General features: G+C 75.9%; 7 protein-coding genes. 1 reads left to right on the top strand and 6 read right to left on the bottom strand.

The genetic code is table 11. The features are described 5' to 3' along the window. Positions 1–49 precede the first annotated feature (49 nt). The 5 genes from ACZ5DC_RS23840 to ACZ5DC_RS23820 all read right to left on the bottom strand — a co-directional run bounded on the left by ACZ5DC_RS23840 (position 50) and on the right by ACZ5DC_RS23820 (position 13,702). Entirely contained in the window at positions 50–4,801 is a 4,752-nt protein-coding gene (locus tag ACZ5DC_RS23840; RefSeq protein WP_468655736.1) for a type I polyketide synthase, read from the bottom strand. Next, a complete protein-coding gene (locus tag ACZ5DC_RS23835; RefSeq protein WP_468655734.1) occupies positions 4,798–10,299 on the bottom strand; it encodes a type I polyketide synthase in 5,502 nt (1,833 codons plus the stop codon). Before ACZ5DC_RS23835 ends, ACZ5DC_RS23840 begins: the two co-directional genes overlap by 4 nt. Before the next feature lie 235 nt (positions 10,300–10,534). Further along, the gene (locus tag ACZ5DC_RS23830) at positions 10,535–11,386 is read right to left on the bottom strand and encodes an EamA family transporter (RefSeq protein ID WP_468655732.1); all 852 of its coding nucleotides are present in this window, start codon (positions 11,384–11,386) and stop codon (positions 10,535–10,537) included. Positions 11,387–11,583: 197 nt separating this feature from the next. Further along, positions 11,584–12,315 carry a DJ-1/PfpI family protein gene (locus ACZ5DC_RS23825; protein WP_468655730.1) on the bottom strand — a complete coding sequence of 244 codons (732 nt, stop codon included), beginning with the start codon at positions 12,313–12,315 and terminating at the stop codon, positions 11,584–11,586. 157 nt (positions 12,316–12,472) lie between these two features. After that, the gene (locus ACZ5DC_RS23820) at positions 12,473–13,702 is read right to left on the bottom strand and encodes a glycoside hydrolase family 88 protein (RefSeq protein WP_468655728.1); all 1,230 of its coding nucleotides are present in this window, start codon (positions 13,700–13,702) and stop codon (positions 12,473–12,475) included. A gap of 306 nt (positions 13,703–14,008) precedes the next feature. Between ACZ5DC_RS23820 and ACZ5DC_RS23815 the strand changes: the two genes are divergently transcribed. Continuing rightward, on the top strand, positions 14,009–14,716 hold the full coding sequence (locus ACZ5DC_RS23815) for a hypothetical protein (protein ID WP_468655726.1): 708 nt from the start codon (positions 14,009–14,011) through the stop codon (positions 14,714–14,716). A gap of 190 nt (positions 14,717–14,906) precedes the next feature. Here ACZ5DC_RS23815 and ACZ5DC_RS23810 read toward each other — a convergent pair whose 3' ends face one another. Further along, on the bottom strand, positions 14,907–15,794 hold the full coding sequence (locus tag ACZ5DC_RS23810; protein ID WP_468655724.1) for an NAD(P)-dependent oxidoreductase: 888 nt from the start codon (positions 15,792–15,794) through the stop codon (positions 14,907–14,909). Positions 15,795–15,957: the final 163 nt, after the last annotated feature.

The following is a 15,957-nucleotide window of genomic DNA, read 5'->3' as shown; positions in this document are numbered from 1 at the left end:
TGCGAAGAGGTGGACTGCGGTGGGGCCGGGGCGTCGTGGGAGGGTGGGGTCACGCCGAGCCGAGTTCGTTGTCGATGAAGGCGAAGACGTCGTCGGCGGAGGCCTCCTCCAGCCGTCCGGCGAGGGCGGCGGCGTCCTGGCCGAGGGTCTTGTTCAGGTCGCCCAGCAGCGTCTGGAGGCGGGCGGTGATCCGTCCCTGCTCGATGTCCTCGGCGGTGAGGTCGCCGAGCCGGGCCGCGACCCGTTCGAGGTCGGCGAGGACGGAGTCCACGGAGGTGTCGGCGCCCGCGAGCTCGGTGCCCAGGTACTTGGCGAGGGCGGCGGGGGTGGCGTAGTCGAAGATGAGCGTGGCCGGCAGCGGCACCCCGGCGGCACCGCTGATCCGGTTGCGCAGGTCGACGGAGGTGAGCGAGTCGAAGCCGAGGTCGCGGAAGGCGGTGGTGGGCTCGACGGCGTCGGCGCCGCCGTAGCCGAGGACCGCGGCGGCCTGGCCGCACACCAGCTCCTGGAGCGCGCGCTCGCGTTCGCCGCCGGTGAGGCCGGCGAGCTTCTCGGCGAAGCCGTCGGCCGCGCCCGGCTCGGCGGGCCCGGCCGGGCCGCGCCGCGCCTCGGGCAGCGCGGACAGCAGGGCGCTGGGCCGGGTCGCGGTGAACGCGGGCGCGAACGCGGACCAGTCGACGTCGGCGACGGTGACGGTGGTGTCGCCGCCGTCCAGGGCGCGGCGCAGCGCGGTCAGCGCGCGGCCGTGGTCGAGGAGGGACATGCCCATGGCGCGGGCGGCGGAGCGGACGGTGCCGTGCGCGGCCATGCCGTCGCCGCCCCACGGTCCCCAGGCGATCGAGGTGGCGGGCAGCCCGGCGGCGCGCCGGTGCTCGGCGAGGGCGTCGAGGAAGGCGTTGGCGGCGGCGTAGTTGGCCTGTCCGGCGCCGCCGACGGTGGCGGTCAGCGAGGAGAACAGCACGAACGCCGACAGGTCCCGGTCCGCGGTCAGTTCGTGCAGGTGGCGGGCGGCGTCGGCCTTGGGGGCGAGGACGCCGGCGAACCGGTCCGGGGTGAGCGCGTCCAGGACGCCGTCGTCGAGGACGCCGGCCAGGTGCACGACGGCGGTGAGGGGGTGCTGCCGCGGTACGGAGTCCAGCAGTGCGGCCAGTGCCGTCCGGTCGGCGACGTCGCAGGCGGTGAGGGTCACCCGGGTGCCGGCGTCGGTGAGTTCGCGGACGAGGTCGGCGGCGCCGGGTGCGTCGGGGCCGCGGCGGGAGGTCAGCAGCAGGTGGTCGGCGCCCTCGGCGGCGAGCCACCGGGCGACGGCCGCGCCGACGGCGCCGGTGGCCCCGGTGACCAGCACCGTGCCGGACGGCTTCCAGGGGGCGCCGGCGCGGGCCGGGGCGTGCTCCAGCCGGCGGCCGTAGGCGCCGGACTCGCGGACGACGACCTGGTCCTCGCCGCCGGCGTCGGCGAGCAGCGCGGCCAGCCGGGCGGCGGTCCGCGGGCCCGTCTCGGCGGGCAGGTCGACGAGTCCGCCCCAGCGGTCGGGGTGTTCCAGGGCGGCGACCCGGCCGAGGCCCCACACCGGGGCCTGGGCGAAGCCGCTGACGGTGGCGGCCGTGCCGTGGGCGACGGCGTCGCGGGTGGCGCACCACAGCGGGGCGGTGATCCCGGCGTCGCCGAGGGCCTGCACCAGGGCGGCGGTCGCGGTGAGCGGGGCGGCCGGTGCCAGCAGGGACAGCACGCCGTCGACGCCGCCCCGGCCGGCGAGCAGCGCGGCCAGCTCCGCCCGGCCGGCCGCCTGGGGTGCGGTGAGGGTGTCGACGCGCAGCCCCTGGTCGGCGAGCCCGGTCAGGACGGCCGTGGTCCACGGGTCGTCGGCCTCCGGGACGACGGCCAGCCAGTGGCCGCCGAGCGCGGGGGTCGCGGAGGGGGCCAGCGGCTCCCAGGCGACGCGGTAACGCCAGCCGTCGGCGGCGGCGTTGGCCTGCCGCTGCTCGTGCCAGGCGGCCAGCGCGGGTACGACGGCGGCGACGGAGGGTTCGTCGGTGACGCCGAGCGTGGCGGCGACGGCGCTGACGTCCTGGTCCCGGACCAGCTCCCAGAACGGGTCGGCGGCGTCCGTGGCCGCGCGGCCCGCCGCGGCGCGCTCGGCCTGGAGGATGGGGGCGTCCTCCCAGTGCCGGTCACGGCGGAACGGGTAGGTGGGCAGGTCGACCTTGCGGCCCCCGGCGAACACGGTCCGCCAGTCGGGGCCGGTGCCGGTCAGGTGCAGCCGGCACAGGGCGTCGAGGAGGGCGGCGTCCTCGGCGCGGTCGCGGCGCTGGGTGGCGATGACGTGCGGTACGACGTCCTGCGCCATGGTGGAGAGCACGGCGTCGGGGCCGACCTCCAGGAAGCGGGTGGCGCCCTCGGCGGCCAGCGCGGTGACGCCGTCGTGGAAGCGGACGGCCTCGCGGACGTGCCGCACCCAGTAGTCGGGCGAGGTCAGCTCGTCGGCCAGGCGGCCGGTGACGTTGGAGACGACCGGCAGGCGGGGCTCGTGGAAGGTGAGGCCCGCCAGCACCTCGCGGAACGCGTCGAGCATGGGGTCCATGCGGTGGGAGTGGAAGGCGTGCGACACCGTCAGCCGCTTGGTCTTGTCGAAGCGGGCGGCCACGGCGGCCACGGCCTCCTCGTCACCCGAGACGACCACCGCGCGCGGGCCGTTGACGGCCGCGATGTCGACGCCGTCGGTGAGCAGCGGCGTGACCTCGGCCTCGGCGGCCAGCAGGGACACCATCGCGCCGCCGGCCGGGAGTTCCTGCATCAGCCGGCCCCGGGCGGCGACCAGGGCGACCGCGTCGGGCAGGTCCAGGACGCCGGCGACGTGCGCGGCGACGACCTCGCCGATGGAGTGCCCGGCGAGCAGGTCCGGGCGGACGCCCCAGTGCTCCAGCAGCCGGTACAGGGCGGTCTCGAAGGCGAACAGCGCGGCCTGGGTGTAGACGGTCTGGTGCAGCGGGGCGGGGTCGGTGTCCTCGTCGGACATCACCTCGCGCAGCGGCCGGTCCAGGTGGGCGTCGAAGGCGGCGCAGATCTCGTCGAACGCGGCGGCGAACACCGGGAACGCGGCGTGCAGGGTGCGGCCCATGCCGGGACGCTGGGAGCCCTGCCCGGAGAACAGCACGCCGAGCCTGCCGGGTTCGGGGGCCACGACGGGGGCCTGGCTGCCGTCGGCGACGGCGCGCAGGCCGGCCAGCAGCTCGTCCCGGTCGCGGCCGGTGACGGCGGCCCGGTGGGTGAACACGGTGCGCGTGGTGGCCAGCGAGTACCCGACGTCGTACGGTTCGAGGTCACCGGCGACGGCGAGCAGCCGCTCCGCCTGCCGCTGGACGGCGTCGGCGCCCTTGCCTGACAGCACCCACGGCACGACGGGCAGCGCGGCCCGCTCCTTCGGCGTCCCGTCCGTCGCGGCGGGCGGCGCCTCCTCCAGGATGGTGTGGGCGTTGGTGCCGGAGATGCCGAAGGAGGAGACACCGGCGCGGCGCGGGCGGCCGTCGGGAGTCTCCCAGGGGCGGGGCTCGGTGAGCAGGCGGACGTCGCCCGCGCTCCAGTCGACGGCGGTGGACGGCTTCTCCACGTGCAGGGTGCGGGGCAGGGTGCCGTGGCGCATCGCCATGACCATCTTGATGACGGCGCCGACGCCCGCGGCGGCCTGCGGGTGGCCCATGTTGGACTTGATGGAGCCGAGCCACAGCGGCCGGCCCTCCGGCCGGTCCTGCCCGTAGGCGGCGATGACGGCCTGCGCCTCGATGGGGTCGCCGAGCGTGGTGCCGGTGCCGTGCGCCTCGACCGCGTCGATGTGGTGCGGGGCGAGCTGGGCGTCGGCGAGGGCCTGCCGGATGACGCGGATCTGGGCCGGGCCGCTGGGCGCGGTCAGTCCGTTGGAGGCGCCGTCCTGGTTGACGGCGGAGCCGCGGACGACGGCCAGCACCTGGTGGCCGTTGCGCAGGGCGTCCGACAGGCGCTCCACGAGCAGCATGCCGGCGCCCTCGGCCCAGGCGGCGCCGGCCGCGTCCTCGGAGAAGGAGTGGCAGCGGCCGTCGGGGGACAGCGCGCGGCGCTCGCTGAACTCGATGAACATCTCGGGGCTGGCCATGACGGCGGCGCCGCCGGCCAGCGCCAGGGAGCACTCCCCCTTGCGCAGCGACTGGATCGCCGAGTGCAGCGCGACCAGGGAGGAGGAGCAGGCGGTGTCCATGGTGACCGCGGGCCCCTCCAGGCCGAGGGTGTAGGCGATGCGGCCGGAGACGATGCTGCCCGAGATGGTGCCGCCGATGTAGTCGTGGTGCATCAGGCCGACGAAGACGCCGGTCGGGGTGCCCTTCACCGTGGTGGGGTCGATGCCGGCCCGCTCGAAGGCCTCCCAGGTGACCTCCAGCAGCAGCCGCTGCTGCGGGTCGGTGCCGGGGGCGTCCTTGGGGCTGATGCCGAAGAAGGCCGGGTCGCACTCGGCGGCGTCGTGCAGGAAGCCGCCGTGGCGGACGTAGGTCTTGCCGGGGGCACCGGGCTCGGGGTCGTAGATCGCCTCGACGTCCCAGCCGCGGTCGGCCGGGAACTCGGTGACGACGTCGACGCCCTCGTCGACGACGCGCCACAGGTCCTCGGGGGTGCGCACGCCGCCGGGGTAGCGGCAGCCCATGCCGATGATGGCGACGGGCTCGTGGTCCTGCTCCTCCAGCTCCCGTACGCGGCGGCGGCTGCGCTCCAGCTCGGTCGTGGCCCGCTTGAGGTAGTCGCGGAGCTTGCCGGCCGTGGCCGAGTCTTCCATCACAGGGCTCCCAGTTCGTTGTCGATCCTGGCGAAGAGTTCTTCGTCGCTGGCGTCGCGGACGTCGCGGACGTCGGCCGGCGACCCGGGGTCGGTGGGGCGCGCGTGGCTGTCCTGCCAGCCGCGCAGCAGCGCTTCGAGGCGCGCGGTGACGCGGGCGTGGCTGCCGTCCTGGTCGGGCAGGGCGTGCAGGGCGGCTTCGAGCCGGTCCAGCTCGGCCAGTGCGGAGCGGGCCTGGTCGGCCGGTCCGGGCACGAGCGCGGTCTTGAGGTGGGCGGCGAGGGCGTGAGGGGTGGGCTGGTCGAACACCAGCGTCGCCGGGAGGGTGAGGCCGGTGGCGCCGGCGAGGAGGTTGCGCAGTTCGACGGCGGCGAGCGAGTCGAAGCCCATCTCCTGGAAGGCGCGCCCCGGGTCGACCGACTCCGGCGAGGGGTGCCCGAGGACGCCGGCGACGTGTGTGCGGACCAGCTCCAGCAGGGCGCGGTCCCGGTCGGCGTCGGGCAGCGGTGCGAGCCGCTCGCGCCAGGAGCCGGCGGGGGCGCCCGCGGCGGGTTCGGCGCCGCGCCGCCGGGCCGGCCGGACCAGGCCGCGCAGCAGGGCGGGTACGCCGTCCGGCCGGGCGCGCACCGCGGCGGCGTCCATGCGTACGGGCACCAGGACCGCGTCCTCGGTGCCGAGGCCGGCGTCGAAGGTGCGCAGTCCCTGGGCCGGGGTGAGCGGCGGCAGGCCGAGCCGCCGCAGCCGTTCCAGGTCGGCGGCATCGATGCCGGCGCTCATGCCGCCGGAGCCGGACCACAGTCCGTAGGCGAGGGAGACGGCGGGCAGGCCGAGCGAACGCCGGTGGGCGGCGAGGCCGTCGAGGAAGGTGTTGGCGGCGGCGTAGTTGGCCTGGCCGCCGCCGACCAGCAGACCGGCGGTGGAGGACAGCAGGACGAAGGCCGACAGGCCGCTGTCGCGGGTCAGTTCGTGCAGGTTCCAGGCGGCGTCCACCTTGGGCCGCAGCACCCGGTCGACCTTGTCCGCGTCCAGGGTGGCCAGCACGCCGTTGTCGACGACACCGGCGGCGTGCACCACCGCCCGCACCTCGTGCGCGGCGAGCAGCGCGGCCAGGTCGTCCCGGTCGGCGGCGTCGCACCGGGCGAGGGTCACCTCGGCGCCCAACTGCGCGAGCTCGTCGCCGAGTTCGGCGGCGCCGGGGGCGTCCGCGCCGCGCCGGCCGGCCAGCAGCAGGTGCCGTACGCCGTGCTCGGTGACCAGGTGACGGGCGATCAGCGCGCCGAGGCCACCGGTGCCGCCGGTGATCAGGACGGTGCCGTCCGGGTCCCACACGGGCGGTTCGCCGGCCTTGGCGCGGGCCAGCCGGGGCACCCGCACCTCGCCGTCCCGCACCGCGACCTCCGGTTCACCGGCGGCGAGCGCGGCGGCGAGGGCGGGGCCCGGGGCGGCGCTGCCGTCGCTGTCGACCAGCAGGAACCGGCCGGGGTTCTCGGCCTGGGCGGCGCGTACGAGTCCGTAGAGCGGGGCGTGGGCGAGGTCGCCGGTCCGCAGCAGCACGGCGAGCCGGCTGCCGGCGCAGCGGTCGTCGGCGAGCCAAGCGCGGAGGATGTCCAGGGTGGCGTTCACCCGGTCGCGGACGAGGGCGGGGAGGTCCGGCACGGGGTCCGGGGCGCCCGGTACCGGCAGGACGACCAGGCCGGGGACGGGACCGGCGGCGGTGAGGGCGGCCAGGCCGCGGTGGCGGGGGGCGTCGAGGACGGCGTCGTGGGCGCCGGCCGCCTCGCCCTCGCCCGGGGCGGCGCCGCCGAAGCCGCACACCGCGAGGGCCGGGACCTCGGTGGCCGCCGGGACCGGTGCCGGGACGAGGTCGATCCGGTACAGCGGGTCGTCGCCGTCCCCGGCGAGCTGTTCGGCGGAGACGGGGCGGGCCACGAGGCTGCGCACGGTGGCGACGGGCGCCCCGGCGGCGTCGGCGAGGGTGAGGGTGACGGCCTCGGGGCCCGACGGGGCGAGGTGCAGGCGCAGGGTGTCGGTGCCCGCCGTGTGCAGGGTGACTCCGCCCCAGGCGAACGGCAGCACCGCCTGGCCGCCGGGCAGCTCCAGCAGGTTGACGTGCAGGACGGCGTCCAGCAGCGCCGGGTGGACGGCGAACGCGGCGGCGGTGGCGCGGGCGCCCTCGGGCAGTGCCGCCTCGGCGAACAGTTCGTCACCGCGGCGCCACATGGCGCGCAGGCCCTGGAAGACCTCGCCGTAGCCGTAACCGGTGCGTGCCAGGCCCGGGTAGAGGCCGTCCAGGTCGACGGGTTCGGCGTCCCGGGGCGGCCAGTCGGGCAGGCCGGCCGGGGTCGCGGCGTCGGCGGGTGCGGTGGTCAGGACGCCGGCGGCGTTGCGGGTCCACGGGGTGTCGGGGCCGTCGGCGCGGCGGGACCACACGGTCAGCTCCCGCCGTCCGTCCCGCTCGGGCCCGACGGCGGCCTGTACGGCGAGCGCGCCCTGCTCGGGCAGGATCAGCGGGGCGTGCAGGGTGAGTTCCTCGACGGTGGCGCAGCCGGTGCGTTCCGCGGCCTGGAGGGCCATCTCCACGAAGCCGGTGCCGGGCAGCAGCACGGTGCCGTGGACGGCGTGGTCGGCCAGCCAGGGGTGGGAGGCGAGGGAGAGCCGGCCGGTGAGGACCGCTCCCCCGGTGTCGGGCAGGTCGCTCGCGGCGCTCAGCAGCGGGTGCCCGGTGGCGCTCTGGCCGAGGCCGTCGGCGTCGCCGCTGCCGCTCGGGGCGGCCTCAAGCCAGAGGCGTTCGCGCTGGAAGGCGTAGGTGGGCAGCTCGGTGCGGCGGGCGCCGTGCGGGGCGAAGAACGCCGCCCAGTCGACGGCGGTGCCGGCCGCGTGCAAGCGGGCCACGGCCGTGACCAGGTCGCGTTCCTCGTCGCCGTCGCGGCGCAGCCCGGCGACGGTCACGCTGTCCTCGGGCAGGCAGTCCGCGGCCAGGGCGGTGAGGGCCGCGTCGGGGCCGACTTCGAGGAACGTCCGGACGCCCAGCTCGTGCAGGGCGGTCAGGGCGGGGGCGAAGCGGACGGTCCCGCGGACGTGGTCCACCCAGTGGTCCGGGCTGGTCAGCAGGCCGGGTCCGGCGAGGGCGCCGGTGAGCGTGGAGACGACCGGGATGCGCGGCTCCGAGTAGGAGCACGCGGCGGCGGCCTTGGCGAAGTCGGCCAGCATCGGTTCCATCAGCGGCGAGTGGAACGCGTGCGACACCGTCAGCCGCTTGCCCTTGCCGAAGCGGGCGACGAGGGCGTCGACGGCTTCCTCGGTGCCCGAGACGACCACCGACCGGGGGCCGTTGACGGCGGCGAGGCCGACCCGGTCGTCCAGGTGGGGGGCGACCTCGTCCTCACCGGCGCGCAGTACGGCCATGGCGCCGCCCGGGGGCAGGGCGGCCATCAGGGTGCCGCGCGCGAGCACGAGCCGGACGGCGTCCGGCAGGGACAGCACCCCGGCGACATGGGCGGCGGCGAGTTCGCCGACGGAGTGCCCGGCGACGAAGTCCGGGGTCACGCCCCAGGACTCCAGGAGGCGGTACAGGGCCACTTCGGTGGCGAACAGGGCGGTCTGCGCGTAGTCGGTCCGGGTCAGCGACTCGGCGTCGGTGTCGATCACTTCGGCGAGCGGCCGGGCAAGGCCCTGGTCGGCGAGCGCGCACACCGCGTCGAAGGCCTCGGCGTACACCGGGAAGGCCCGGTACAGGGCCCGGCCCATGCCGGGGCGTTGGGCTCCCTGGCCGGTGAACAGGAACGCCGTCTTGCCGCCGACGGGGGTGAGCGGGGCGGCGGCGGCGAGCGCGGCGAGCAGTTCGCCGGTGTCCCGGCCGACCGCGACGGCGCGGTGCTCGAAGTGGGCTCGGGTGGTGGCCAGCGACAGGCCGAGGTCGGCCGGGCGCAGGCCGGGGCGCGCGTCGACGTGGTCGCGCAGGCGCGCGAGCTGCGCGGCGAGGGCCTGCCGGGTGCGGCCGGTGACGATCCAGGGGACGTGACCGGCCTTGCCCGCGGACGAGTCGGACTCGCCCTCGGTCGCGGCCGGGTCGCCGGAAGCCGTGTCGGCGGACACCGGGTCGCCGGTAGCCGGGTCGGCGGGTGCCTCCTCCAGCACCACGTGCGCGTTGGTGCCGCTGATGCCGAAGGAGGAGACGGCGGCGCGGCGGGGCCGTCCGGTGGCGGGCCACGGGCGCCGTTCCAGGGCCAGTTCGACGGCGCCCGCGTCCCAGTCGACCTGGTCCGTGGGGGCGTCGACGTGGAGAGTGGGCGGCACCTCGCCGTGCCGCATGGCCAGCACCATCTTGATGACGCCCGCGACACCGGCCGCGGCCTGGGTGTGCCCGAGGTTGGACTTGACCGAGCCGAGCAGCAGCGGCCGGTCGGCGGGGTGTTCGCGGCCGTACGTCGCGAGCAGCGCCTGCGCCTCGATGGGGTCGCCGAGGGAGGTGCCGGTGCCGTGCGCCTCGACCACGTCGACGTCGGCGGCGGTGAGCCCCGCACCGGCCAGCGCCTGCCGGATGACCCGCTGCTGGGACGGGCCGTTGGGCGCGGTCAGCCGGCTGCTGGCGCCGTCGGAGTTGACCGCGCTGCCCCGGATCACGGCGAGCACCGGGTGCCCGTTGCGCTGGGCGTCGGCGAGCCGTTCCAGCAGCAGCATGCCGGCGCCCTCGCCCCAGCCGGTGCCGTCGGCCGCCGCCGAGAACGCCTTGCAGCGTCCGTCCGGCGCGAGTCCGCGCTGCCGGCTGAAGTCGATGAACGTCTCCGGTGTGGACATCACGGTGACCCCGCCGGCCAGGGCGAGCGAGCACTCCCCCGACTGCAGCGCCCGCACCGCCCAGTGCAGGGCGACCAGGGAGGAGGAGCAGGCGGTGTCGACGGTGACCACCGGGCCCTCGAGGCCGAAGGTGTAGGCGACGCGCCCGGAGGCGATGCTGGCGGCGCTTCCGTTGGCGAGGTAGCCGTCGAGGTCGTCGGGTACGGAGGTGAGGCGGGTGGCGTAGTCGTTGTACATCACGCCGGCGAACACGCCGGTACGGCTGCCGCGCAGGGAGGCCGGGACGATGCCGGCCCGTTCGAAGGCCTCGTAGGAGGTCTCCAGCAGCAGCCGCTGCTGCGGGTCCATGGCGAGGGCCTCGCGGGGGCTGATGCCGAAGAAGTCGGGGTCGAAGTCGGCGGCGTCGTACAGGAATCCGCCGGTGCGGGCGTAGGTCCTGCCGGGCCGCGCCGGGTCGGGGTCGTACAGGGCGTCCACGTCCCAGCCGCGGTCGGCGGGAAAGTCCGACACCGCGTCGGTGCCCGTGGCGACCAGCTCCCACAGCTCCTCGGGGGTGGTGACGCCGCCCGGGTAGCGGCAGCCGATGCCGACGACGGCGACGGGGCCGTGTGCGCGTTGCTCGTTCTCGCGCAGCCGTCGCCGCGCCTCCCGCAGATCCGCGGTCGTCCGCCTGAGATAGTCGAGCAGTTGCTCTTCGTTGTTCACCAGCGCGCCATCCGATCGAGATCGAAGTGAGGGCCTCGGCCGTGCGGATCGCCTCCGGACGGTTTCCGGTCCGCTTCCCCTCCGCTGTCGGAGGCTAGGCAGGCGCCGATGACGCGGGACACCCCTACAGCCCCCAGGGCCCCCCGCGGCGACTAAGGGGTCCCGCGGGACGCGCGGCCCGGCGACCGGCGAGTCTCCCGGGCCGGTCCGCCGTGGGGGGTGTCGGCCACGGTGCTCAGCGCAGGGCGACGAGCGCGATGGCGGCGGCCGCGCACACCAGTCCGGCGGTCTGCCGGCGGGTGAGCCGCTCGTGCAGGAAGGCCAGTGCCAGCAGCACCGGGATGGCCGGGTAGAGCGCGGACAGCACGGTGGCCACGGCCATCAGCTGGTGCCGCGTCGCGGCGAGGTAGAGGAGGACGGCCACGGTCCCGACCGCACCGCCCGCGCCGGCCACGGCCGCGAGCCTGCCGGGCAGCGTCACCGGGGACCGGTACAGGGCGAGCACCACGGCGATCACCACCACGGACACGACCCGGCTGACGACGACGGGCCACAGGCCGCCGTCCGCCCCCACCTGGGCCATCGCCAGGAACTGCACCCCGAAGCCGGCGCTCGCGGCCAGCGCGGCGGGCACCCCGGCGGTCACCGGCCCGGCGCCGTGACGGTCCGTACCCGGCCCCGCGGCCTGGGCGACGAGCCACAGCGCCGGTACGGCGACGGCGATCCCGGCCCAGGCGACGGCGGCCGGCCGTTCCCCGAGGAAGGCCACGCCCACGAGGACGGGAAGGGCGACGGCCCCCACGTCGCTGACCGGGACGACCACGCTCATCTGCCCCTGCGCCACGGCCCGGTACAGGAACGCGACCCCGACCCCCGTACCGGTGCCCGACAGGGCCCCGGACCAGTAGTCGCCCGCCGTCGCGCCGCCGGAGGAGGACGCGAGCGCCGACACCACCGCGACCGCGGTCCCGGCGAGCTGTGCGTGGAGGGCCGCGGTGACGCCGTCGCTCCTGCGCGCGACCAGGCCGTTCGCGAAGTGGGTCACACCGAAGCAGAGCGCGGAGGCCAGCGCGAGCGCCTCACCCACGGGCGCCCCCCGGCCACGGCGGCGCGGCTTTCCGGGGCGGCGGGACATCGGCGCACGGGACCATACCGACGGCCGTACCCGCGATCCCGGTGATGATGACAACGTGCCCCGCCCCGGCGGGCGTTCGGAGCCGGGCGGCACCCGCGGGCGGCCGGCCGCCGGCGGGACGCTCACCGGCACCGGTACCTGACAGGGGTTCACGGCTCACCCGGGGGCGGTCGTCCGGGCACGGCTCTCCGCGGGCCCGGCAGACCGTCGGTGAGATGCCCAGCGCGTTCTGGAAGGCCCGCCGCATGGCCTTCGCCGAGCCGAAGCCGGCACGGGCCGCGACGGTGTTCGACGGGCTCGTCGCCCGCCTCCAGGAGCACCTGGGCCGCGCTTCGAGCCGGACCGATTCGGCGGAGCGCCCGCCCGTCGTCCCGGGGTGGCCGGGTGAGGGCGAGATCGACGCCCGCGCTCACCTCGGCCGAGGTGACGACGTCGCCGTGCCGGACGAACAGGGCGTCCGTCTGCACGGCGACTGCGGGATGGGCGAGCGCCGGTTCCCGGGCCGGTCGCCAGTGCGCGGCGGCCCGCCGCCCCTCCGGCAACCCGGCCTCGGCGAACATGAAGGCGCCGGCGCACACCGAGGCCACGCGTCGGGCCCGCCCGGCCGGCGCCGCGGTCCCGGCCACCGGCGCCGGGTCGGCGACGGCCGCGCGCCAGTCCCGCCGGCCCGGCACCGCGAGCGTGCCCAGCCGCGCCGGCAGCTCCTCCCCACCGCCGGCGGCGGACACGACCCACACGTCGTACCGGGCTCCATAGATGTTCGCGGTCGTGAAGTCCTCTGCGGGTCCCGCCACGTCCGGCAGCAGGACACCGGGGAAGTGCCCCTCGCTCGAACCCCGGCACGTAGTGCTCCAGGACACGGCGAGCCTGGTGTCGGGCACGGTGACCGCGTCGGCCACGGACTCGCCGGCCGTCTTTGCACCTGGTGTTTGCCAGTCGTTCGCACCCAGGGCGCCGTGGCCTCCGTGCCGTCCGGCGGGGCCGGGCGGCACCCTGTCCACAGGGACGGGGCGGTTCGGCGGTCGCCGCGTCGCCGGCTCAGGCCGGCTGCGACAGGTCGATCGCCCGGTCGACGGCGTCGGGCCGGAGCACGCGCAGGATGCCTTCGAGGAGGTAGTAGTCCGCGTAGGGCAGGGAGACCTCGATGCCGTCCTCGGCCGGCCGGTTGCGGGTGCAGCGGGCCACGACCGCGTCGGCGCGTGCCGAGTTCCTCGTCAGGCAGGTGTCCGCGAGCGCGGTGAGCAGCCGCAGCGCCGCCTCGCGGTAGGTGTGCCTGCCGGTGGCCGCGTGCAGGTCGAGCAGGCCGCACGCCATGATGGCGCCGGCGGAGGCGTCCTTGATGTCGTGCGGTTGCTGCGGGGCGCGGTAGTCCCACACCGGCACGTGGTCCGGGGTCAGCGCTCCGATGGCGAAGTCGGCGAGCCGGCGCGCGGTGTCCCGGAACTCCGTGTGCCCGGTCCGCCGGTACATCGTGGTGAAGCCGTAGATGCCCCAGGCCTGTCCGCGCGACCAGCAGGAGGCGGGACTGTAGCCCTGGACCGTGTTCGGTCCGATGGGCGCGCCGGTGTCCGGGTCGAAGTCGAACACGTGCGGGGTGGATCCGTCGGGCCGGGGGAAGACGCGCTGCGCGGTCCTCGCGTGCTCGACGGCGATGTCCAGGTAGGTGTCGTCACCGGTCTGCCGGCTCGCGAACGCCAGCAGATCGAGGTTCATCATCGTGTCCATGATGACGCGGCCCGCGTTGGCGGGGTCCGTCAGCGCGCCCCAGGCCCGGATGAACCTCCCGCGCGGGTTGTACCGCCGGATCAAGGAGTCGGCCGCCCGGACCGCGCCCGTCCGCCACTCGTCGTCGCCGGTCAGGCGCCAGGCGGTGACCCAGGACGGGGAGAAGAGGAACCCCAGGTCGTGCGTGCTCGTGTCGTACTGGCGGGGCGCGAGGTTCCGGGCCGACTCGACCGCCCATGCGCGAAAGGCGTCGTCCTCGCTGTACAGCCAGGCCATCCACAGTGTCCCGGGCCAGAAGCCGCCGACCCAGTCCCCGGTGCGCGAGTACGTCCACTTCTCGAACTTGGTTCCGACCGGGTAGCCCGTCACCCCGGGCGCGACGCTGCGGAGCTTCTCCACGGCGTAGTCCGCCGCCGCGCGGAGTGTCCGCGGGGTCGCTCCTGATGGCTGCCGGTCCGGCGCCGCCGCGGCCGGTACCGCAGAGGCTCCTGCGGCCGCCGCGCCGGCCGCCGTGGCCAGCAACGCACGCCGGGAAACGCTCATGCTCGCCCTCCAACTCCGCTGTGAACGACTGAAGTTGACCGAGCCTTGCACACCGGGCTCGACGGTGTACACCCATGTGTGCGGAGTTCATCAACGTGAACAGAGAGGGGTCGGCGGCACGGGAGCCGGAGTCGGTGTGCGGGGCGTCGGAGTCGAACCTGGACGAGCACGCGGGCGAGTATGCTGGCGCGCCCGGTAGCGGCCCGGAGCGGGTTACCGGTCAGCCGCTGCCGTCTCGCCAGCGGGGAAAACGGGTCGACCCACCCGTATCATCCACGTGTCGCACCGTCAGGAGCGGAGGAACTGATGCCGGAAAGCGCCGGACCCGTCACCGAATTGACCTCTCAGTACGTCAGCCAGGTGACCAACGACCTCGAACACAACCTCAAGGAGCAGGAACGCATCACGGCTGAGATCGCCGTGCTGCAGGAGCAGTTGAGCACCTTGCAGCAGGACCACGCCGTCCTGCTGAACATGCGGCAGGCACTCGGCCTCGCCGCACCGGCCGGGCGGGCGGTCGTACCCGCCCCGCGCGAGAGGAGCGGTGGCACGCGCCCCGCCGACGACAACAAGCCCGCGGCGAAGGAGCCGGCCGCCACGAAGACGGCTGCCACGAAGGCGGTGGCCACGAAGACAGTGGCCACGAAGGCGGTGCCGAAGAAGGCGACGGCCAAGAAGGCAACAGCCAAGAAGGCGACGGCGAAGAAGGCGGCCGCCGGGAAGTCCGCGGCCACGACGGCCGCGCCGTCCGAGCCCGCTCAGCCCACCCTGGTCGAACTCGTCCGCCGGCACCTGTCGGAGCAGACGGAGCCCCGTTCCGCCGCGGAGATCAGCGAGGCCCTGGGCAAGGCGTACCCCGACCGGGGGATCCAGGCGAAGGTCGTGCGCACGACGCTGGAGAGCCTCGTGGCGAGGAACGGCGCCCAGCGCACCAAGCAGGGCACGTCCGTCTTCTACGTCGTGCCGGGCGAAGCGGCACAGGAGACGACGGAGGGCGCCGGGGCGGGCGCGTGACCGCCCGCCACTGCGGGTGGCCGGTGGCGGCCGAGGGAGGCCACGCGGAGATCCGCGCCTCGGCCGGCCTCCACTGCCGGGCGCCGGCTGCCGGACGGAAACCCCGTCGCCGCCCCTCAGCGGGCGCCCGCCGCGCCGGCGCCCGGCCTCGCCGGGGACACCGGTGCGCCACCGGCACGCGGGAAGGACGTCACCGCTCGGCGGAGCCGAAACTGGCGAAGTAGGCCGCGACCATGTCCTCGTCGGCGTGGCCCTGTCCGGCGGCACGCTCCATGCGCTCGGCGCTCGCGGCGGCCACGTCGAGGCGCACACCGCTCTCCTCACCCGCCTGGACGATGAGCCGGGCGTCCTTGGCCGCGGTCGCCACCGCGAACTGGGCCGGCGTCAGCCGGTCCTCAAGGATGAGCTGCGACTTCGCGCGCAGGTACCCCATGTCCAGCGGGCCGCCCTCGATCGCGTCGAAGAAGTTCTGCGGGTCCACCTCGAGCCCCCGGGCCAGGGCCAGCACCTCACCGGCCGCGGCGGTGATCGCGAGGACCCAGCTGTTGGCGACGAGCTTCAGGCGGCTCGCCGTACCGGCCGCGCCGTCCTCGCCGGTCCACACGGTGCGGGACCCGACCGCGTCGAACACCGGGGCCACCGTCGCGCGGTGCTCGCTCGGCCCCGCGGCGAGGACGAGGAGCTGGCCGGCCTCCGCGGGCTGGCGGGTGCCCAGCACCGGGGCGTCGAAGAAGACGAGGTCGTGTTCGCGGGCGAAGGCGGCCAGGTCGCGGACGGCCGCGACACCGGCGGTGGTGGACTGCACCCACGCGGTACCGGAACGCAGCGCGGGGGCCGCCTCGCGCATGACGTCGAGGGTGGCCGGGCCGTCGTAGAGCATGGTCAGGACGACATCGGCGCCCTCGACGGCCTCGGCGGGCGTACCGGCGACGTGCGCGCCGTCGGCGGCGAGCGGCTCGGCCTTGGCGCGGGTACGGTTCCAGGCGCGGACGGTGTGTCCGGCCCGCGCGAGGTTGCGGGCCATCGCGGCACCCATGATGCCGGTGCCCAGGACACTCACGGTGAGCTTGTCGGTCATGACGTCAACTCCCAGGTGACTATGCGGCTTTGGCGGCGCGGACCGGGCCGTCCGGCCCCGCCCGGCGGTCTGTCGGCATGCGGCATCGGGTACGGCGTCTTCCGGGCCGGTTCGGCGGCGGACCGGCCGATCCGCGTCTCCGGGTGAGGATACGGACCCGGCC

This window comes from Streptomyces sp. NPDC031445 (assembly GCF_055581365.1).
The sequence above is the reverse complement of the archived record's forward strand: the minus strand, read 5'-3'. Positions and strand labels throughout refer to the sequence as shown.